20 protein-coding genes and 1 tRNA gene are annotated in these 21,345 nt (G+C 44.1%); 8 read left to right on the top strand and 13 right to left on the bottom strand.

Annotation, left to right across the window (positions count from 1 at the left end; genetic code table 11):
• Positions 1-13: 13 nt before the first annotated feature.
• Positions 14-883, bottom strand: coding sequence for a LysR family transcriptional regulator (locus tag ACHUET_RS06750; RefSeq protein ID WP_394211646.1), 870 nt, complete (start codon positions 881-883; stop codon positions 14-16).
• 107 nt (positions 884-990) lie between these two features.
• On the opposite strand from ACHUET_RS06750, the gene ACHUET_RS06745 reads away from it, so the two are divergent.
• Entirely contained in the window at positions 991-1,491 is a 501-nt protein-coding gene (locus ACHUET_RS06745; protein WP_101205448.1) for a lactoylglutathione lyase family protein, read from the top strand.
• Between the two features lie 217 nt (positions 1,492-1,708).
• Entirely contained in the window at positions 1,709-2,521 is an 813-nt protein-coding gene (locus tag ACHUET_RS06740) for an enoyl-CoA hydratase (protein ID WP_394211645.1), read from the top strand.
• Between the two features lie 184 nt (positions 2,522-2,705).
• Here ACHUET_RS06740 and ACHUET_RS06735 read toward each other — a convergent pair whose 3' ends face one another.
• The 3 genes from ACHUET_RS06735 to ACHUET_RS06725 form a co-directional block, all read right to left on the bottom strand.
• Positions 2,706-3,044 (bottom strand): RidA family protein, encoded by a 339-nt coding sequence (locus ACHUET_RS06735; RefSeq protein WP_055124581.1) that lies wholly within the window; start codon positions 3,042-3,044, stop codon positions 2,706-2,708.
• A gap of 58 nt (positions 3,045-3,102) precedes the next feature.
• Positions 3,103-4,350 (bottom strand): NAD(P)/FAD-dependent oxidoreductase, encoded by a 1,248-nt coding sequence (locus ACHUET_RS06730; RefSeq protein ID WP_394211643.1) that lies wholly within the window; start codon positions 4,348-4,350, stop codon positions 3,103-3,105.
• Positions 4,351-4,613: 263 nt separating this feature from the next.
• Entirely contained in the window at positions 4,614-6,812 is a 2,199-nt protein-coding gene (locus ACHUET_RS06725; RefSeq protein ID WP_394211642.1) for an ATP-dependent helicase, read from the bottom strand.
• 455 nt (positions 6,813-7,267) lie between these two features.
• Here ACHUET_RS06725 and ychF point away from each other — a divergent pair, with 455 nt between their 5' ends.
• The 4 genes from ychF (at position 7,268) to ACHUET_RS06705 (ending at position 11,348) form a co-directional block, all read left to right on the top strand.
• Positions 7,268-8,359 (top strand): redox-regulated ATPase YchF, encoded by a 1,092-nt coding sequence (gene ychF / locus ACHUET_RS06720; protein WP_057759361.1) that lies wholly within the window; start codon positions 7,268-7,270, stop codon positions 8,357-8,359.
• A gap of 186 nt (positions 8,360-8,545) precedes the next feature.
• Positions 8,546-9,082, top strand: a complete 537-nt coding sequence (locus ACHUET_RS06715) for a hypothetical protein (RefSeq protein ID WP_394211640.1) — start codon at positions 8,546-8,548, stop codon at positions 9,080-9,082.
• A gap of 62 nt (positions 9,083-9,144) precedes the next feature.
• Positions 9,145-10,563, top strand: coding sequence for a deoxyguanosinetriphosphate triphosphohydrolase (locus ACHUET_RS06710; protein WP_394211638.1), 1,419 nt, complete (start codon positions 9,145-9,147; stop codon positions 10,561-10,563).
• Between the two features lie 104 nt (positions 10,564-10,667).
• Positions 10,668-11,348 carry a TetR family transcriptional regulator gene (locus ACHUET_RS06705; RefSeq protein WP_058023818.1) on the top strand — a complete coding sequence of 227 codons (681 nt, stop codon included), beginning with the start codon at positions 10,668-10,670 and terminating at the stop codon, positions 11,346-11,348.
• Positions 11,349-11,369: 21 nt separating this feature from the next.
• On the opposite strand, the gene gspK is transcribed toward ACHUET_RS06705, so the two are convergent.
• The 8 genes from gspK to tsaA all read right to left on the bottom strand — a co-directional run bounded on the left by gspK (position 11,370) and on the right by tsaA (position 19,336).
• A complete protein-coding gene (gspK, locus tag ACHUET_RS06700) occupies positions 11,370-12,416 on the bottom strand; it encodes a type II secretion system minor pseudopilin GspK (RefSeq protein ID WP_394211635.1) in 1,047 nt (348 codons plus the stop codon).
• A 48-nt stretch (positions 12,417-12,464) separates the two neighbouring features.
• Positions 12,465-13,286, bottom strand: a complete 822-nt coding sequence (gspJ, locus tag ACHUET_RS06695; protein WP_394211633.1) for a type II secretion system minor pseudopilin GspJ — start codon at positions 13,284-13,286, stop codon at positions 12,465-12,467.
• The gene (gene gspI / locus ACHUET_RS06690; RefSeq protein ID WP_394211631.1) at positions 13,283-13,786 is read right to left on the bottom strand and encodes a type II secretion system minor pseudopilin GspI; all 504 of its coding nucleotides are present in this window, start codon (positions 13,784-13,786) and stop codon (positions 13,283-13,285) included. Before gspI ends, gspJ begins: the two co-directional genes overlap by 4 nt.
• The gene (locus ACHUET_RS06685) at positions 13,786-14,610 is read right to left on the bottom strand and encodes a prepilin-type N-terminal cleavage/methylation domain-containing protein (RefSeq protein WP_394211629.1); all 825 of its coding nucleotides are present in this window, start codon (positions 14,608-14,610) and stop codon (positions 13,786-13,788) included. The genes gspI and ACHUET_RS06685 overlap by 1 nt, the downstream gene beginning before the upstream one ends.
• 154 nt (positions 14,611-14,764) lie before the next feature.
• Entirely contained in the window at positions 14,765-15,448 is a 684-nt protein-coding gene (locus ACHUET_RS06680; RefSeq protein ID WP_201599651.1) for a TetR/AcrR family transcriptional regulator, read from the bottom strand.
• Between the two features lie 234 nt (positions 15,449-15,682).
• The gene (locus ACHUET_RS06675) at positions 15,683-16,471 is read right to left on the bottom strand and encodes a TatD family hydrolase (protein ID WP_394211627.1); all 789 of its coding nucleotides are present in this window, start codon (positions 16,469-16,471) and stop codon (positions 15,683-15,685) included.
• 161 nt (positions 16,472-16,632) lie between these two features.
• Entirely contained in the window at positions 16,633-18,420 is a 1,788-nt protein-coding gene (gene tfpB / locus ACHUET_RS06670) for a type IV pilus assembly ATPase TfpB (RefSeq protein WP_394211625.1), read from the bottom strand.
• A 58-nt stretch (positions 18,421-18,478) separates the two neighbouring features.
• Positions 18,479-19,336, bottom strand: coding sequence for a tRNA (N6-threonylcarbamoyladenosine(37)-N6)-methyltransferase TrmO (gene tsaA, locus ACHUET_RS06665; RefSeq protein ID WP_394211623.1), 858 nt, complete (start codon positions 19,334-19,336; stop codon positions 18,479-18,481).
• A 427-nt stretch (positions 19,337-19,763) separates the two neighbouring features.
• Here tsaA and ACHUET_RS06660 point away from each other — a divergent pair, with 427 nt between their 5' ends.
• Together ACHUET_RS06660 and ACHUET_RS06655 are read left to right on the top strand one after the other, a co-directional pair.
• The gene (locus ACHUET_RS06660; protein WP_371531240.1) at positions 19,764-20,537 is read left to right on the top strand and encodes a ferredoxin--NADP reductase; all 774 of its coding nucleotides are present in this window, start codon (positions 19,764-19,766) and stop codon (positions 20,535-20,537) included.
• 132 nt (positions 20,538-20,669) lie between these two features.
• Positions 20,670-20,756, top strand: a tRNA-Leu gene (locus ACHUET_RS06655).
• 77 nt (positions 20,757-20,833) lie between these two features.
• Here ACHUET_RS06655 and ACHUET_RS06650 read toward each other — a convergent pair.
• Positions 20,834-21,079 carry a hypothetical protein gene (locus ACHUET_RS06650; RefSeq protein WP_238037420.1) on the bottom strand — a complete coding sequence of 82 codons (246 nt, stop codon included), beginning with the start codon at positions 21,077-21,079 and terminating at the stop codon, positions 20,834-20,836.
• Between the last annotated feature and the right edge of the window lie 266 nt (positions 21,080-21,345).

The raw sequence follows: 21,345 nt of genomic DNA, 5'->3' as shown, positions 1-21,345 counted from the left end.
ACTCTCAAAATACCTATAGCCATTTTTTTACTTCATCAATGACCGTATGCATTCTATTAGAGAGTGCCTGCTGTCGTCTGACTGCCAGATATAGCGTTTCGCTAACAGCAACTGGTAAATGATGACTGTTAATCAGCTCAGGCTTTGGATAGGCAGCCACTGCATGTGCTGGCAAGACAGTAAAACCTATTCCCCTACTGACTGGCTCTAAAATCAGGCCAATCTGATTCGAAAATCCTTTTTTCTCAAAGTCATTGATATGCTGGAATTGCTCATAATTGGCAGTCAGCAGCATGCCTGCATGATGGGCGCCATCTGGATGATCGATAAATCCAAGCTCTATAAGCTGCTCCCAGCTCGGCTCCATTGTAGTCGCAGGGGTTACTAGTATCAATGCTTCTTGAGCCATAGGCTTACAGCTAACCGTTTCATCATCTGAGATATCCGTCATAAAGCCGATATCAATCTCGTGATTAGCCAGTGCTCGCTCTATATCAGAATTGGGTGCAAAGCGGTAATCAATGACTAGTTTTGGATGCTGCTGCTGTAGTGTCAAAAGCTGCGGATACAGCTTAAGTCCCACACTCCCCGGTGACATCAACCGCACCAATCCTTCATAAGGCGGATCTTCACCGATTCGCTGCTCTAAATTAGATAGACGCTGCAATATCTCGCCTGCCTCCCTATAAAGCTGCTCACCTGCATTGGTCAATGAAAATTGCTTTCCTTGTCGAATCAACAAGTCCGTATCTAGTTGCTCCTCTAACTTACTTATGTGTTGGCTCACACCAGACTGCGTCATATATAGACGTTCAGCCGTACGAGTAAAGTGCCCCACTTCTGCAAGCGTACAAAAGGTGCGTAGCCATGTGATATTTATCATTACGTTTTATACTTATTTATATAATATTTGATAATTTTACATAATGAATGTGCGTTTGTATACTGGCCTCACGTTAAACAAGAGTACAGCAAACAGGAGCACAAGCTATGAACAACGTTTATCCAAGAAGCTTTTCACACATCGGTCTGTCAGTCCCTGACTTAGATGCCGCCGTAAAATTTTATACTGAAGTGATGGGTTGGTACACCATCATGGAACCAACTGAGATTGTTGAAGATGACAGCCCGATTGGTGAGATGTGTACCGAAGTATTTGGTGCAGGTTGGGGCAGTTTCCGCATCGCTCACTTATCTACTGGTGACCGTATTGGTGTTGAGATTTTTGAATTTAAAAACCAAGAAAACCCTGAAAACAACTTTGAATACTGGAAAACAGGTATCTTTCACTTCTGCGTTCAAGATCCAAATGTTGAAGAGCTGGCTGAGCGTATGGTTGCAGCAGGCGGTAAAAAGCGTATGGAAAAACCGCGCTACTACTACCCTGGTGAAAAACCTTACCGCATGATTTATATGGAAGACCCGTTCGGTAATATCGTTGAGATATATAGCCATAGCTACGAGCTTATCTATAGCGAAGGCGCATACTAGGTTTAGTATAAATACAGCTTAGTATGAATTTAGCTTATATTTAACTGAAAAACCAATAGCGTACTCATCACCTGAGTGCGCTATTTTTTTGTGAGCTTTCTATGTCAGTCATCTATTGTATAGAATATGAGCCATGCTACTATTTATATAGCTTTTTATATAGCTTTATAAATAGTAACATTAGCCAAATCAAACAACCCATTATCAAGGATGATACATGACTCAATTAGGCAGCACTCTAGATAAAGACGAACTTCTGGTTATCAGAGAAGACCATAAAGAAAGTGGCATAGTCACGCTTATCTTAAACCAACCCAAACAATTCAATGCATTATCCGTCGAGGTACTATCTGCCATGCAAGCAGAGCTGGACAATATTGCTCAAGACAATACGATCAGAGTGGTGGTTATTCAAGCGACGGGCAAGGCGTTCTGTGCGGGTCACAATTTAAAACAAATGCGCGCACACGACGATGAAGCGTTTCATCGTGCCCTATTCCAACAATGCAGCCAGATGATGCTTACCATCAACCGTATGCCGCAAGTTGTTATCGCAAAAGTACAAGGTATTGCCACAGCCGCAGGATGTCAGCTAGTCGCAGCTTGTGACTTAGCCGTTGCCGCTGATGATGCGAAGTTTGCCACCTCTGGGATAAACGTTGGACTTTTTTGCTCTACGCCTGCCGTTGCCGTCAGTCGTAATTTGCCCCGCAAGCAAGCATTTGAGATGCTGATTACAGGTGAATTTATCGATGCGCATACCGCTTTGCAATATGGATTGATCAATCGAGTTGCACCAGCAGAGCAACTCGATCAAACACTACAATCACTGATAGCAGCAATCACTGCCAAGTCTCCAGTAGCAGTAAGAACTGGCAAAGATATGTTTTATAAGCAGCTAGATATGAACATCGAAGATGCTTATGACTATGCCAGTGAGGTAATGACTTGCAATATGATGGCAGACGATGTGAGCGAAGGTATTGATGCTTTTATTGAGAAACGCCAAGCAGTATGGAAAGGATGCTAATTCCTATAATAATCATTGTATTGCTTCGCTGACGTTATACGGCGTGTGCTTGGATTAAAAAGCTAGCATATTCCTTTTCAATAATCGAGTTGGCTTATTGCCAAATATAAAGAAGGCCATGATATTGCTATCACGGCCTTCATTTCTAGTTAATACCGATACTACAAGTACTGTGAGCCGTTTATTACTCAGCAGCAATAGCAATCATCTCAACCAATAGCTCAGGGCGTGCAAGCGCTGATTCGCCACATGCGCGCGCTGGTGGCTGAATACCTTCAAACCACTGGTCGTAGACTTCATTCATAGCAGCGAAGTCTGCCATGTCTTTGATCCAAACTGTGACTGATAGTAGCTTTGATTTGTCACTACCCACTTCTTCTAATAGCGTTTGGATTTTTTCTAGACAAGTCAACGTTTGCGCTTTGATATCGTCTTCTGCATTACCGACCTGACCACACAAATAGATCGTCTGGTTATGGATTACGGTTTTGCTCATACGTTGATTGCTATGTAGCTTCTTAATCATATCTATACCTTTCATTTATTAATTTAAGTCTGTACTAAAACTGCTGAACGCGCGCTTAGTTAGAAAAACGCTGAGCGCTAAATGGTGCAAGATCGACCAATGCAGGCTTATCGTGAATCATCTCTTCAACCAGACGGCCTGTCATTGGCCCTAAGGTAAAGCCTTGATGGCTGTGACCAAATGCAAACCAGAGGTTGTCGTGCTTGTCAGCAGGACCGATAACTGGCTTCATGTCAGGCATACAAGGACGTGAGCCTGCCCATGCCTCGCTCTCGACTGCATCTTCTAATGGCAAGATTTTTTTAGCAAGCTTCAATACGGTTTGCAATTGACCAAAATTCTTTGGCGCATTCATGGTGGTCATCTCAGCACCCGTGGTGATACGGATACCCTGCTGCATTGGCCCCATGACAAAACCTTTGTCCATATCAAACATACTATGATGGATTGTGTTTTTTTCTGTCACTTTGAAATGCTGATGATAACCACGCATTGGGAATAGTGGCAAGTTATAACCAAGTGGTTTGATCAAATCATTTGACCAAGGGCCTGCTGCAATGACCAATTTATCACTATAATACGTATCTTTATCAGTGATAACTTTCCAGCCGTCCGCCTCTTGGACGATTTCTTTTACATCATTTTCTTTGATCGTACCCTGCATGTCTTGGAAGTTTTTTGCGTAAGCTTTTACAAGCGAGCTTGGGTTTGATACTTGCCATGAATTCAACCAATGAATCGCACCAACGAAACCTTCGAAATTGGCACGAGGCTCCATTGCTTTTAGCTCTTCAAGGTTCAGTACGTTATGCTCAACACCTTGGTTACGCGCATCAATGGCGGATGCTTGTGCTTCTTTGAATGTCTCTTCTGAGCGATGTAGTTGTAACCAACCATCACGAGTAATGAGCTCATCAGCACCAGAAGCGCTAATCATGGTTTGGTGCTCACTAGTACAATGCTCAATCAACGTCTGCCACTCTGACTCGATTTTTTTAACAGACGCAGGCGTAGAGTATTTCCAGTATTGCAGCAGCGCTTGATGATAACGCAGGATCGCTGGAATACGGTAGCGAATATCAGTACCTTGGTTCGGCAATACTCGGATCATCTCTGTCAACTGACGCGGAAAAGGATGCGTATGAATCGCTTCGCGCTGAATCAATCCTGCATTGCCATATGAGGTCTCTGACCCTGGCAATTTCTTGTCTAAGAGTAATACATTTGAGTTATTTTTTTGTAGATGCCACGCGATTGACGTGCCAACCATACCTGCACCGATAACGATAACTTCATAGCGCATAACCTATCCTTTTCTTAGGGTGTTAATACAGAGTATCAAATATAAAGGTCTAACCAAATTAGGTGGTAATAGTAACGCATTGTGCTCAATATTAAACCCTTATCTGAAAAATATTTTTACTATTAAATACTTTTAGCTATACCTTTATTTGCAGGTCATTTTTAAAAGGAATAGTTGGCGTATGAAGCCATGATTTGGCGATAAATACAAAGCAACATGATCTGACATTTAAAGCAAAGATATTCGTTAATGACAATTAGAAATCACCACCACATTGGATCATCGTTATCTATGACAGGCAGCTTCATTGTTTCGACTGTTACCTCGTCAGCAGATAGTTCCGCGATAAAGCGTGAGGCCATATCAAAGTATCCAGAATAACTAGAAAAATAATTCGGCGCAGTCAGATACAGCTTGGTTTTTACACGACTACAAGCCACATAAAACAGCTTGCGCTCTTCTTCTAATGCTTCAAAGTCGTCCAGTGAGCGGTGATGCGGCGTGATGCCATCGACCAACGAGTTAACGAATACCACTGGCCACTCAAGTCCCTTAGCACTATGAATGGTTGAGATCGTGACTTTATCATTACTTTGTCCATCGTCAGATCTTCCCATGACCGCGACAGAATCATTAGGTGGGTCTAAAGCGAGATTTTCCAAAAAGCTATCAAGGCTAGCGTGTTCTGTCGCTAAGTTTTTTAGCACCCGAAAGTCTTCGGTACGCTCACGCCAATTGTCTTCAATCAGCTTTAACACTGGAATATAAAACTCAAGAATATGCTCAATGGCTGTCTCGACCGTCTCTGCTTGCTGTGCATTGGTGAGCGTGTGGTAAAGCGGTTTCAGCTGATCGCTTTTTTTGGCAAACGGTGCTGCTAGTAACGGCTCAAACGCGTTATTGTCAGCAGTAATGGCTTGGGTCAATCGTGTCGCCGTAACTGCGCCTACTCCTTTGAACAAGGTCAAGATGCGGTGCCAAGCAATCGTATCATTTGGGTTATAGAGGATTTTGACAAAGGCCAACACGTCTTTGATATGGCGTCTTTCAATGAACTTAATACCGCCTACGACGATAAAGGGAATGTTGCGCGCCATAAAGTCTAGCTGCACATAGTTGGACTGAAAAGACGTGCGGCACAATACAGCAAAGTCGTTGTAGTCATACTCTGGCTTTAGCGCGATGATCTTGTCAGTTATATAGCTGGCTTCTTTTGTCTCGTCGCTGAGTCGTCGGAATATTGGTTTCTCCCCTGCTATTGGCGCATCAGAATACAGCTGCTTTTGATAGCCTAGCGTGATTTGTGCTGACAATGCATTGATATATGTTAAAACTGACGGCGAGCTACGATAATTTTGTTCAAGCTTGATAAGTTTGGCATTGGAATAAGTCTCACCAAAGAGCAAAATATTTTCATAATTGGCGCCGCGAAAGGCGTAGATGCTTTGATTGTCATCGCCAACGACCATCAGTGATACAGAGTCAGCCTCGCATATCAAATCGATCAGCTGCTTTTGCGGAATATTGGTGTCTTGATATTCATCAACCATGACATAACGATAGGTGCTTTGGAGTCGCTGTCTAAAGGTGTCATTGGTTTTTAGATGACGTACCACTTGACTGATAATGTCGTCAAAATCGTATAAATGATTGGCGCGCTTATACTCATGAAAATCGATTGCCAATTGCTCGATGATAGGAATGTGCACCGCGATATCAGGATAATTAGTCTCGATTAAGTCGCGAATATGTATACGTCTATTTCGAGACGTCGATATGATATTTTGCAGCGTTTTTTTGCGCGGAAAGGCCTGTGACTTGGTTTGAGCAGGGTACTTTTTTTCTTTGTGTACCAAGTCGATAGCATCCTCACTATCGCCAGTATCTAAAATCGTAAATTGTGGATTGATACCGAGCAGGCCCGAGTATTGACGCAGCAGCATATTGCAAAATGAGTGAAAGGTGCCACTGGTGATACTGTCTAAGGCCTTGTCTGTTGGCAGCTTATCTTCAGCCAATGCATCATCAGATAGCTCTTGATTTGAAAGACTACTTGCCAGCAAAGACTTAGCGCGATCTTTGATTTCGTTTGCCGCTTTGCGCGTAAAAGTCAGCAGTAATATCTCTTTAGGCGACACGCCGTTTTCGAGCAAATAACTGGTGCGGTAGGTTAAGGTTTTGGTTTTGCCCGATCCTGCACCCGCAATCACCAACACTTTACCTTCGATAGTAGTGGCAGCCATGAGCTGATCGGTATTTAGCTCGCTGGCATAGTCTACTTTCAACCCTAAATGATTATCCAACCTTTGCGTCAACAACTTCATGTTTGCTTGATCATTAGCATCAATGAGGTTTGCTTCTAGCTTTTTGATGGCCTGCTCAAGTCGAGCAAGTTTAGGCTTCATCTCAAGGAAGTTTTGTGGATACTTATAGCGGCGTGTGTCAAAAATCGAGGTTGTCATTATTGGATATTGCCTTACATTTTGTTTTGGAGCGAGCTGATTGTTTGAAAAAAATTAGTCCAGCCAGCAGATTGCACTTACTGTTTGTGAGCCTGATGCCACTATTTATCTATGATAACTTACTATAGCAAAAAAATACTGAATACCAAATCGAACACCGCTTATCTAAATAAGAAGCAACCCATTGTATTCACTTTTCAGCTTTTAACATATCTGACATATCCTAACCTTAGTAGAAACACACCTGCCACCGCTGAGTAAAAACCTAAGCATATACCGTAACAACCTCACCCCTATTCCGGTAAATTTGCTACAATGTGCCCAATTTTGATTTACTATTTGACTAATATTTCAAACAAGCTGAGTTTTAGATGAACTCAGTTTTATCCTGACTAAATATCAAGTCTTATATTAGCTCAGCACCAACTATTTTATTAATACATTGAGAGACTGTTATGGGTTTTAATTGCGGCATCGTCGGCCTACCAAACGTGGGTAAATCCACCTTGTTTAATGCGTTGACCAAAGCGGGTATCGCCGCTGAAAACTTTCCGTTTTGTACCAAAGATCCCAACACCGGTATCGTACCAGTACCTGATCCACGCCTAAAGAAACTGGCTGATATCGTTAATCCTGAACGCGTATTACCAACGACGATGGAGTTTGTAGACATCGCAGGTTTGGTGGCAGGCGCGTCAAAAGGCGAAGGCATGGGCAACCAGTTCCTAGCCAATATTCGTGAGACCGATGCGATTGCTCACGTCGTTCGCTGTTTTGATGATGACAACGTGGTACACGTTGATGGCCGCGTTAGCCCGATTGATGATATCGAAACCATCAATACTGAACTGGCATTGGCAGATTTGGAAGCGGTTGAGCGCGCCATTCTTAACTTGACCAAAAAAGCCAAAGGCGGTGACAAAGACGCGAGCGCCATGCTGGATGTGTTCAAAAAGATTGAGCCATTATTAGCAGAAGGCAAAGCGGCGCGCGCGGCCAACCTAGATGCTGATGAGAAAAAGCTTATCCGTAGCTACGGCCTCATCACCCTAAAGCCAACCATGTATATCGCCAACGTTGCTGAAGATGGTTTTGAAAACAATCCATATCTCGACGCGGTTCGTGACTATGCGACGGGGGAAGAGTCTATCGTTATTGCCCTATGCAACCAAATCGAAGCTGAAATTGCCCAGCTAGATGAAGAGGACAAAAAAGACTTCTTGGCTGAAATGGACATGGAAGAGGCGGGTCTTGATCAAGTGATTCGCGGTGGTTATGACTTACTTGATATGCAGACTTACTTCACCGCTGGTGTCAAAGAAGTACGTGCTTGGACCGTCGCTATTGGCGCTACTGCCCCGCAAGCAGCTGGCGTGATTCACACGGATTTTGAGCGCGGTTTTATTCGTGCCGAAGTCATCGCTTATGATGATTTCATCGAATACAACGGTGAAAAAGGCGCTGCTGCCGCTGGTAAGTCACGCCTAGAAGGCAAAACCTATATCGTTCAAGATGGTGATGTCATGCACTTTAGATTTAACGTGTAGCTTTAGCTAGTAAATACTGCCTGATAGCTAATCAGCCGATGTTGGATATTTTCCAGCATCGGCTTTATTTTATCGACTTATTGTTATAATATAACATATCTTTATTTTACTTATTTGAGGGCTTATATTTTGACTGACTTTTTCTCTTTTTCCAAATTTGCAAGCGCTGCTATAATAGGCAGTGTTATGACAGTTTCGTTGTTAGGCTGCCAGCCAAAAACAGACGGTGAGCCAGCAGCATCTGAAGACGTGACAACCGTAAACAGTCACGAAGCGCACGATGAACATGCTCATGAGGAACATGACCACGAAGCCCATGATGATATGGAATATGATCATGAAGGACATGACCATGAAAGTCATAATGACATGGACGTTCACGAAGGACATGATCATGAGGGTCATGACCATTCTGAGCACGCTAGCAACAGCACACCATTTTCTTGTGAGCCTACTGCTACTATCGGCGTATACTATCATACCGATGCCACACCGCAGACCGCGCACCTACTTATTGACGGTATCGAATACGATTTGACAGCTGCCTCTGGTAGCGACGCTATTACTGACAAAACCATCTATACGAGTGATATTGGATTAGATGACACTCATGGCATTATATGGAAAGTGGATGGTGACAACGCAATCTTGCTAAACAAAACACTAAATAGTGATGTGTCTATCGAAGAGGAAGACGTTCTTTTTGATTGTCAGAAGTCTTAGTAGCTGTACCAAGGGCGCTATTTTGTTATGCTAGAGGCTCCCTTGGTTTCGGATGTTCCAATATGCTAAGTACCCCAACCTCTTTGTCGTCTTCTACTGCGCAATGGTCTCATCTTCTCAACTCACAGCGTCTTGGCGCTGCCAAAAAACTCAACGCTAATACGAGTACTCGCTCTCAGTTTCACAAAGACTATGACAGACTGGTGTTCTCTCACTCGTTTAGGCAGTTGAATCAAAAAACCCAAGTTCATCCATTGACCAATCAGCTGGGCATCCATACTCGCCTGACCCATTCGCTTGAGGTCTCCTCTATTGGACGCTCTTTAGGGATGATGACCGCAGAAAAGCTCCATGATAAGCTAGGCAATGGTCTATTAGCAGGAGTCTCGCCATCTGATATTGGCGTAATTGTACAAGCAGCCTGCCTCGCTCACGATATTGGTAATCCGCCGTTTGGTCATGCTGGAGAGTACGCCATTCGTGACTGGTTTCGGCAGCCTAATCCTCAAGCGATTTTGCAAAAATTAAGCAGCAACGAGCGATTAGACTTACTGGCTTACGAAGGCAATGCACAAGGGTTTCGGTTACTAGTACGCAATGAGCACCATCCTGATAAAGGTGGCATGCGTCTTACCTGCGCAACGCTAGGCGCGTTCATGAAATATCCTTGGCTTGCTACTCACAGCAATGATGCAAATGACAACGCCCATAATGTACAGAAATTCGGCTGCTTTTATAGCGAGGCCTCTCAGTTAGAGGAGCTGGCAGCATGTTTGCACCTGCCGCGCTCAACACATCACGATGGTTTTGCACGCCATCCGTTGGCGTACCTGTTAGAAGCTGCAGATGATATCTGCTATGCGCTGATAGATTTAGAAGATGGTATTAATCTGAATATGCTAACCTATAGTGAGGTTGCCACGATATTTTACGAGCTGATTGGCGAGCGTCCTGATAGCGTGAGCCTGCCTGAGCATATGTCAGTCAGGCAGAGTCTGGCCTCTTTGCGATCACGCGCTATGATGCGCTTGGTCAATACGATCACCGATGCTTTTGTGGCCAATAGTGAAGACTTACTGGCAGGTACACTCCAAGGCAGCTTGTTTGCGCATTGCGACACCAGTGTGCAAAACGGTATCTTGCAGGCCAAGCAATTGGCCCGCGAGAAAATATTTAATCATCCGAACAAGGTAAGAATGGAGTTAATGGCCAATCAATGCTTGCATCGCCTAATGGATGCCTTTGTACCACTGGCTTGGACGGGCACTGAGGCAGTAGAAGCTGCTGCATCATGTATGTCGTTTGAACAGCAGAGTCTACTAAGATTACTACAGCCACACTTAGATGAGCATCGCCGCGTATTATCAGACAATATTTATCACAATATATTGAATATTTTAGATTTTATAACAGGTATGAATGACCACGAAGCCTATCGATTGGCGCAAGAATTGCAAGGTCACTGGGGCACGGTGGTTTAAAAGATTAGTGCAGGTTCAGTAAATTAGCACGAATTATGCATTTCAGTCGTATTTGTGCGCTGAAATGAGTATGATAAACCTCTATCGGACAATTTTGAAACATTATGAGCAGTCGCGAACAAAAAAAACTTCAAACTCGGCATGCCTTTTTTAATGCCGTACTCGATCTATGTATGACAGGGCAATCTTTTAGCTCTATTAGTCTCAGACAAGTCACGCGTGAGGTTGGCGTTGTGCCGACTGCGTTTTATCGCCATTTTGACGATATGGAGTCGCTCGGTCGCGCCTTGGTCATCGAAGAGTTGGGTGGTACGCTCGCCACACTCAGCGATAGCCTGCAAATTGGACGCAAGCGTAGCTTTGATCGTCAGATAGCGAAGAGTATTCAGCTGTTCTTGTATATGGTCAGCGATCAGCCTTACTACTGGCAATTTTTGGTCAGTGAGCGTTACGGTGGCTCAGAATCTGTGCGAAAAGCCATCAATGAGCTGGTTAAAAAGCACGCCCAAAGCTTGGCAGATGACCTAGCATTACAGCCAGCATTTACCCATATCAATGATTACGACCGTCGTCTATTGGCTGAGGCTGGCGTAAATATGTTCTTTTCTTGGATTATCGACTGGTTAGAATTGACCTACACTGAAGATCACGATGACGAAATCGATCTAAACGTCATCGAAGAGAATAAACAGTTGATGCTACATAACTGTACTCGTCAAGCGCAGATGTTGTTTTATGGGGCATATAACTGGAAATCTAGTGAAGAGACCCGCTTGAGAGATTAATAAAAAGCGCACTACCACTCATCAAAAGCTAGGACGAAACGCCCATAGTCGCTGCGTGACCACTTTGACTTCCTTGGGCTTTTTGCTAGTGATATCGCTGCTGTTACTAATAGTGTCGTTTGAGGTTTGACTATCATTCGCTGCGTTTTTACTAATCAAGACAGTGGCAAAACGCTGTCTTGCCTGACCGACAGTTGCATTATCACTCGCGGTAATAAGCGCCATAAAGGCTTGACTATCAACTGCCAACAAAGGCGTTAATGCTGCACGCTGCTTTTCATCTAAGCCACTCAAGCTTGGCAGTTGCCATAGCTCATCGATAGACGTGAGCGCTTGCTTACTGCGTGCATCAACGAGACCTTGAATCTGCTGACTGGTTGCATCATCGATCAGAGCGGCAAGCAATGCAGGGCTCGCAGTATTAACATTGATAGGCAAATAATAAGGAACAGCCGTCAGATAAGGTCGTAGTGTCGCTAGCACTTCTGCACTCACTCCTCGAACCTCTTGTAGCTGATCAACGCTAACAAAGGGCTGGTTTGGTAGTGAGCCACCTACCGAACTGTTTCGCTGCTGAGTATATACCGCACTTTCATCACCGCCATCTAGATAAACTTCACTGTCCGTATCTTGCCAATCGAGGACGGCAACAGCAATGTCAGTTTCTAAATTCAATTGCGTCAGCAGTCGTTGGAACACTTCTAAAGCAGCGGTATCAACCGTGCCACCTTGATATAAATTATTGATATTAAAGCGGCTGGCCTCATCACGCAGCTCGATGCTGACACTGTGGTTTGCTAATGTGTATGGCGGTATCGGCTGTGCCCAGATATCTTGCTCGCTATCGGTGTCGTTGAGCTTGTTGTCCGCACGAATCATCGTCATTGCCAACTGCTGACCGGCATCAATATCTTGCAATAGTTGATTTTGATCAAATAATAATCCGCTACGCCTAATCGCAACTTTTTGGCTAGCAAGCATCGCACCTGCAACCACAGTTATGCTCACCACCAATAGTAAGATAGTGAGCAGCGCAACACCGCGCTGAGAGTTTGCTGTTATTGACATAGAGAGCTTATGTTGCTGAGCAAGTGATGCATGTTAAGTACTACCTTCTCAATTACTATTTCCCACACTGCTATTATCTGTATTACTACCGCTATTACTGTTGTTATTGTTACTACTATCGTTGCTATTGGCAGCCTTTGCGCTACTATGAGGTATTGGTTGTGGCGCTAGTGCCCACTGCCAAGTGATAGGCATGTCTTGATAAATAAAGTTAACGACAATTCCTTTCGGTAGCAAAACAACATCGGGCTTAGCACCCGCTGCTTGCCCCAATGCTATATTTGTATTGCTACTATTATTGACGTCATCGCTTGGAAATTTGGTGCTCAGCTCTGGCAAATAGGCTTGCCAACGCCCAGCAGTAACACCTTCTAATAATACACTGTCTAAACTGACGCTATCGCGCCCATCTCCAAGACTGGTATATTGACGACGTATTAAACGCTCATCTGCAAAAATATATTCAATATGCTGGATGCTAGTGCTGCTTTGATAACGTGGATCAGGATCAGCAAAGCGTACAAAGCTGACACGCTCACCCTCTACCCTCATAAAAGGCTCAGGTACTATTTCATTTTTTTGCTCGCCTGCTTGATTATTGTTGTCTGTGCTGTCGTTTGTAATGTTAGTTGGCGTACTATTATTTTGAGTACTAGGCGCTTGATAAGGAATCACTTGTGCCATGTCTTGCTGCAGTTGTAGATAGGCGTATTGTAATACGGCCAAATTATCAGCGTGGAACTGTGCTCGCTCACGGGCGCGGTTGACACTGTCAAATACTTGCCAGCCTGCTACTGCCAACATGGCAAATATCGCCATAGCTACCATCAGCTCAAGCAGCGTAAACCCGCGCTGTAGTCTCACACTCACAAGCCGCCCCCTGCTTGCCCGATACTACTTTCACTACCTAAATCTAAACTGCCTGTATCTTGGTCGGCATTGCTTAGCATGACACTAATATCAGTGACCGACGTGCCTGTCTGTCCGTCTATGATAGGCGCCACTGCGATATTTACTTGTTTTAGTGCAGGTGTGATGGCATCACCGACAGTCATGACTATTTGCCAGTCACGCCCTTGAGCATTAATCGTTTGAGTACGGTTGGCGGTCAACCATGTGTCTTGAATACGTAAATCAGCAGCGGCATTTTGTGCGACAAAATGAGCAAGCGTGCGGGTGCGCAATATATCAACCGATTTCAAATACGCACTGCTAGCACGGCTCGCCGCGACGGCCACTACTGCCAAAATGGCTAAGGCAACCATTACCTCAATTAAGGTAAATCCTCTCTCGCGCCCAGACTTGAGTGATATAGATTTGAGAGACGTAGGCTGAGCCTTCGTCGCAGAATATTTGGACAACTTATGCACTATAATCCCTGCCCTATCATCATACTACCATCGGGCATTATCGTAATCACCTCACCCACCAGACGCGAATCGTGAATCACTTCGATGGTGACAGGCGTCGCTTGGCCCGTACCAAACCATAATACCTGCGGCACGCTTTTATCACTAAACCAAGGCTGTAGCGTTTGCGTCTGTCCTGTACTCGCTGAATTACTAGCATCCAAGCTTTGAATTCTGATACTAACGCCAGCGGGCAGTTCAGGCAAGGTCACCTCTGGCTCAGCTTCCCAGCTCGGTGTTGGCTGCGTCTCTCCAGTAGAGTCTGACAGACTGCTCAAATCAGCAGACAGCTCCATTGAGTTCTTTGGCTGGCTGTCCCTGCTGCCTACTGCAGTATCAGCCGTTTGATAGGCAATATAAGGATTCGATAAGGTAACGATTACAGGCGCTACCTGTCCCTGCTTATCTGCCTGCAAACGCAAGCCCATCGGCTGCATACGCTCAGCTGATAGCAAACGGACGTAGCTCAGTGAATCAGTGAGGTGTTCATAAAAGGCACGGTTTTTGCGAGACTCACTACTGCCGACAGACAGACTCATCATGCCAGCAAATATAGATAGAATCACCACCACTACCACGATTTCAACGAGCGTAAAACCACTTTGCTTATGACTGCTTATTGATGAGGTATGTTGTGAGGGACATGCATTACTTGATAGAGAGAGACAACTACAATCAGACGATGTAGCTAAAATACCAAAGCGATTTGGACAAGGCGTTTGACCGACTATGGCTAAAGGGCAATTGGCCGCTGAGCTGGACTGAGTCTTGACAGTGACCGGCATATTGCACCTATAAGCCTGTAATTCAGTTTTGTATATAGGACGATAGCGTTCACTTTTATGAACGCTCAGAAAGATACATTTTGACGTGCTGCCATATCAGGTATGACAACACGTAATACTAAATAATCAATGACATCGAAAATCAGTCGACAGTCTAATAATTGGTATTGCGATGCTCTTCTGATTCAGTATCGATCTGCTCTACTAATTCTTGCATATCTTCATCCATGACTTCATCTTCTTCAGCAGGATAGTGACTGGGCAATTCTAGCATTTGCTGAACAAAGGCGTAGCGCAAGGTATCACGTCGACCCAAATAACGCTGATAAAAGCTTGAGTTTAGTAGACCCGCACCGCCTTGACCCATCGCCCAAATAGAAGATAAATAATCGCGAGTACTCAGACTACTATGCTCGTCTTTCAGATAGGCACTGATAATATCAATCAAGCGCTTCATACGCTGGCGACGAATATCATACAACTCGCCAAATAAGCGATTCAGACCAGTGACCGATGCTGCCAGACGCTCTTCGATTTGATTCAATAGCATGGCTTTTTGCGGATTAAATAGCTGCTGAAAAATCATGCGAGCAACGCCTGCCGATGGGCAGTCATCAATACGATTGATATCAAATAGCTGCTCTTCGTAACGAATAATAATACGCAGATAAAGCTCATCTTTACTAGAAAAATGCTTATATAGCGTGCCTTTAGCCAAGTCGAGCTGATCTGCCAAACTGTCCAAAGTAATATCACCATCGCCTGACTCAAGTAGCAATTGCTCTGCCATCGCTAAGATATTTTCTTCTCGTGCCTTAAACTGATGCTGACGACTCATAATCTCTCCTAAAACATGACAAGATTAAGCATACAACCATCATTTACGGCAGTACATCGGCAATGAAAGTATGGGACTGTACCAAGACTGCTCGAGGACCACAAAAGGGAATATGCTTATGTTTGCTAAATAGTCATTGATAATCAGGTGGCTATATTTAGTGTGATAAATACCTAAGGGGATTGAACCACAAGACTATCGAATAAATGACTGAGTGGTCATAGCATAACCATTTTAATGATACTGTGCCAGTAAATTTTCAAAGTTTTTTGCCGTCAGTGCACCGACTTCCTCGCTACTACATCCATACATGTCTGCGATACAGCTTGCCACGTAGGGAACATATGCAGGCTCGTTTGGTCTGCCGCGTTTGGGGACTGGCGCCAAGTATGGACTGTCGGTTTCAATGAGTATTCTGTCTCTAGGCATTTTTTGGGCTGCATCTTTGATATCTTGCGCACTCTTAAAACTCACGATACCTGAGAATGAGATATAAAACCCTAGATCTAGCGCGCGCTTCGCCGTCTCCCAATCTTCAGTAAAGCAGTGAATGATGCCATGTTCAGCACCTTCACTTTTTAGAATATCAATCGTATCTTCTTTGGCATCACGCATATGGATGACGAGTGGTTTTTTTAAATGTTGGCTGGCATGTATATGACGTGCAAGGCTGGCTTGCTGCTCTTTTTTATTTTCTGTTGACCAGTAATAATCGAGACCCGTCTCCCCTATCGCCCATACATGATCAGAGCTAGCGGTCTCTATCAGACGCTCTACGGTCGCTGACTGTAATATACCCATGTCCTCACAAGGATGGATACCGACGCTCATCCCTAGATTTAGCGTTTCATCGTTATAGGTGCTGACAATATTAGCAATCTCATCATATTCAGCAAAATCGCACATAATTGCCATCGCACGCGTGACGTTAGCCGCTTTCATAGCGTCAATCGCACCGGACAATTGGCCATCATATTTGGTCAAATCTAAACGGTTGAGGTGGCAATGCGTATCTGTAAACATAAATAATCTCGTTATTGGAACAATATCAGTAAAAGTTATTGAAATTTAAAATTGGTTGATAAGTTGATTGCTCTAAAGGTTGCTGTTTTCAAGTAGCGCAAATGTGAGCGCTTTTGAAGTCTGGCGCATAAATGCCTAAAATCAATGCAGCGGCACAATACTCAGTGCAGTGGCACGACGCGCATCACCTCTTCTATCGTCGTCACCCCTTCACTAATGCGTTTTGCACCTGATAGACGTAGAGGCTGCACCCCTTCTCGGTACGCTTGCTGCTTGAGCACATCCAAGTTAGCATCGGCGGCGACCAATTTTTTTAACTCATTAGAGAGCGGCATAATCTCGTAGAGTCCGACTCGACCTTGATAGCCAGTATGTCGACAGTGCTCGCAGCCTTGCGCGGTATAAATCTGTGTGGGTACTGGCGCGCGCCAAGGTTGTACCAACTCTTGCCATTGAATGGCTATTTCGCTGTCCGGCGTCACCTCTACTGCTTTTTTACAATGCGGACATAGCGTCCGTAACAAGCGCTGTGCCATAACCCCTAATATAGTCGCTGACGTCAAAAAAGGCTGGATACCCAAATCATGCAAACGAGTGATGGAACTTGGTGCATCGTTAGTATGCAAGGTCGAGAGCACCAAATGCCCCGTCAGTGAGGCTTGTACTGCCATATTTGCTGTTTCTGCATCTCGAATCTCTCCAACCATAATGATGTCGGGATCTTGACGCATCAGGGAGCGAATACCATCCGCAAAGTACAAATCGACACCTGGATTGACCTGCATTTGGTTAAAGGCAGGTTCAATCATCTCAATGGGGTCCTCAATTGTACAGACATTCACTTGCTCAGTGGCTAGCTGCTTGAGCGTGCTATAAAGGGTGGTGGTTTTACCTGATCCGGTTGGACCCGTGACCAGAATAATGCCGTTGGGATTTGCGGTCAGCTCATGCCACGTTTCAAGCTGCTTACCCGATAGACCAAGCTGAGCGAACGAGCGAACGAGCACTTCAGGGTCAAAGACTCGCATGACCAGCTTTTCACCAAAAGCGGTGGGCATAGTCGACAAACGAAGTTCTGTCTCTAGTCCCTTTGGCGTACGCGTTTTTAGGCGACCATCTTGCGGCTTACGTTTTTCTGCAACGTTCAGACGCCCTAAGATTTTGATACGTGCCGTCACTGCCACGATAATCGCGAGTGGCATCTCGTACACAGTATGCAGCACACCATCAATACGAAAACGCACTTTGCCCGTCTCACGGCGCGGCTCCAAATGGATATCACTGGCACGCTGCTCAAAAGCATATTGTAGCAACCAATCAACGACTCTAACGATATGCTGGTCATTGGCATCAGGGTTGGTATTGTCGCCTAATTGCAGCAATGCTTCGACATTAGTAACATCAGCCGCGGCACGTTTGTGAACACTATTTGCCCCAGCTATGGCTTGCGTGACTTGATAGAACTCTTGGCGGTAGCGATTGATTTGCTCAGGATTAATATAAACCGTGCGATAGCTTTTTGACTTGATTAGCTTTTCGATATTTGAGTGCCAATCGGTATAAAAAGGCTGATCTGTCCCGATAACCACTTCATCTAAAGTGACCTCAATGGGCAAAATATACTGTGAGCGTGCATATTCAAAAGACATCAGCTGCGTCACTGCCGGGACGTCAACTTTTAATGGATCAATACGAACGAGTGGCATGTCTGCTTTAGCCGCTAGCCACTGATTTAGCCATGCCAGCGTCAACTTATTGTCAGAGTTATTATCCAGAGCATGCCCATTGGGTAAGCCAAACTCACTAATCGTCAGCAATGGATGCTGTGTTTTGTTTCGGCGGCTGGTAATTACTAAATTATAGCCACGTTGATCGATGACTTTATCTGCCAATAACTCATCTAGGCACCAGCGTAAATCAATCACTATCGAATAATTCTGAGCAGCCATATTTTTCTTCTTTTATTGTTTGGTGTACGTTGACAAACATGCTATCGATTCATATCACTTATATTGCCACTACTGCTGTTATTTGCAACTGTCCTGAGTCTATTAGCCAAAAGCTCACATCAACAGACTTATAGCGCATAATAAATGAGGTTTCTTTCTCTTTACGGCGATAGGCTGGACGCGGATCTTGCGCAATTAACGCTTTGATAGCATCGATATCAGAGATTAGCAATTGACTTTGTATGTGCTCGACCATCGAAGCAACTGTAGCACTTTTCGATACATTCTTTATAGGGCTATGGCTTGCATCATTATTAATGATTTCAGCAGGCTCTCCTACGCTTGCTAGCAGCATAAATTGTTCGTAAGCCGCCTCTGTCATCACCACATCCAACAATGCTGGCGCTATTGGCGCAAATCCACTTTTTGCATCCGAAAGTGCGTCGCTATAAGCCACATACGGCTTTATATCGATAATTGGCGTGCCATCTATCATATCAGCACCCTTGATGATAAGTAGTACGCGCCCTTGTACTATCTCAATACGCTTAAGTTTGACGACGGACAGTCCCAGCGCTGATGGACGATACATACTGCGACTGGCAAATACGCCTATCTTTTGATTACCGCCCAATCTTGGTGGCCGCACTTGCGCTCGAAAGCTACTATTAGCTTGATTATCATTTTTATGTCGGTAGTTATGATGAAACTGCCAACTGATCCATATATGGCTAAAGGCCTCTAAGCCCTCAAACGCGACTGGCGTATCGTAGGGCGCTAGCATTTCAATGGCGCTGGTCAGCGCAACCAAATTCGGCTGTCTCGGCGCACCAAATTTTTGTGAAAGCGGCGTACGATGGTAGCCAATGATGGGGGCTTGATGAGAGTTATCTAAAGACATATTGTCATCAGACATAGAGCAGCTCCAGTAATAAAAAACGGTCCTTTTTAGACAATTCGGCCAAATGATACAAAATTACTCACTAACGATATTCCATTTTATCATGCTGGTGGGTAGCAGCTAGACGGATTTTTACTTTAAAGTTTGGTATCATGTGCAAGAAATTTTTTGATGAGAGTCTTTTACATTTGGCTTATTTGTAACTCCTCTTATCAATACTGATGATTTAACATGCACAAAAAATAGTCTACAGCCCTATCGGCTGATAGATAAACCTTATTATTGAATTTTACGGTAGGTACGTTTTAACATTCAGCTTTTTCGATAACTATTAGAATACTGATAGGTTTTTATATTTTTTAATCTATCATTGAAAATTTTGATTTAATACGTATCTAAACCTAACGACACCGATAGCAACCTATTAATTAACGAGGACTTTATGTCAAAACTTCGCACCGAAACGGTCACAGAGGTTCATCATTGGAATGATTCTCTATTTAGTATCAAAACCACTCGTGACGATGGCTTACGCTTTCGTAATGGCGAATTTGCGATGATTGGTCTTGTTGTCGACGGTAGACCACTGTTGCGTGCTTATTCGATTGCCAGCCCTAATTACGAAGACCAGTTAGAGTTCTTTTCTATCAAAGTGCAAGACGGTCCGCTCACCTCACGCTTACAGCACATCAAAGTAGGCGATGAGCTATTGGTCAGCAAAAAACCGACAGGTACATTGGTATTAGACGATCTACTGCCGGGCAAGCATCTATATATGCTGTCAACAGGTACCGGACTTGCCCCTTTCTTGGCATTGGCACGTGACCCTGAAGTATATGAGCGCTTTGATAAAGTCATCCTAGTACATGGTGTCCGTCACGTCCATGATTTGGCTTATCGCGACATGTTTGAAAATGAGCTGCCGAATGATGAAATCTTTGGTGAATGGTTCCGAGAAAAGTTCATCTACTATCCCACTGTCACTCGTGAAGAGTTTAGAAACCAAGGCCGAGTCACAGACTTAATGAAGTCTGGTAAATTATTCGAAGATATCGGTTTACCACCGATGAATAAAGACGACGATCGTGTCATGATCTGCGGTAGCATGCCGTTCAATGCTGAAATTTCAGCTATTTTGGATGACTTTGGTCTAACCGTTTCACCGCGTATGGGTGTACAAGCAGACTACGCGGTTGAGCGTGCTTTTGTAGGATAGAATATTTTTTTGAATTAATATTAAATAATTCTTGACGAAGAAAAATAGGCTGCTATAATACGCAGCCTATACAGAGTTAACCCTGTAGCCCAATTCGATAATATTTATTTAATAGACATTATCTTCTAACATGCCAGTGTGATGGAATTGGTAGACATGACGGATTCAAAATCCGTTGCCTTTAAAAGCGTGTCGGTTCGAGTCCGACCACTGGTACCATATAGCAATACAATCTAACCTCCCTTTTCGGAGGTTTTTTTGTGTCTGTTAATTTTATACCTGTGGTATTTGTTTGTTTACATCGCTACTTCAGATTCTCTAACAACACTTATCTTAATCGGTACGGCATAGCTCCATGGCATGCCAGCACTGCAATAAAAAGACCCATCACGAAACGACACAATATATGCGGTAAAGTCATTACCACAATGATCCATCATGGCTTGCTCGTCGCTGTCATCGCAAACTGCACACCATATTCGTTTTTCGCCACGTGCTAGCATGGCCCGTGTTAAATCGCTCCCTTTCAATTCGTTATTCATTTTCTGCTCCTTGGTCGTTCTGAACTCTCTAGCAACGATATGTTTTTAAAGAGTTAATCTACCAGTACTCAGTTCACAAGTTTGGTATGAGCGCTACAAATAACGTCTTTCTACAGTACTAAAAATATATGAGGCGTTATCTACTCTTGTTACCGTGCCTATTGCTGTGAATACTTATAGTTTAAAACTTTAATCTGCCAACTGTAATAGATGTCCATCAAATTTACGATGAGTGGCAGCTCTATTAAGACAGACGGTTTATTAAA

The organism is Psychrobacter piscatorii (assembly GCF_043641605.1).
Lineage (GTDB): Bacteria > Pseudomonadota > Gammaproteobacteria > Pseudomonadales > Moraxellaceae > Psychrobacter > Psychrobacter piscatorii_C.
The sequence above is the reverse complement of the archived record's forward strand: the minus strand, read 5'-3'. Positions and strand labels throughout refer to the sequence as shown.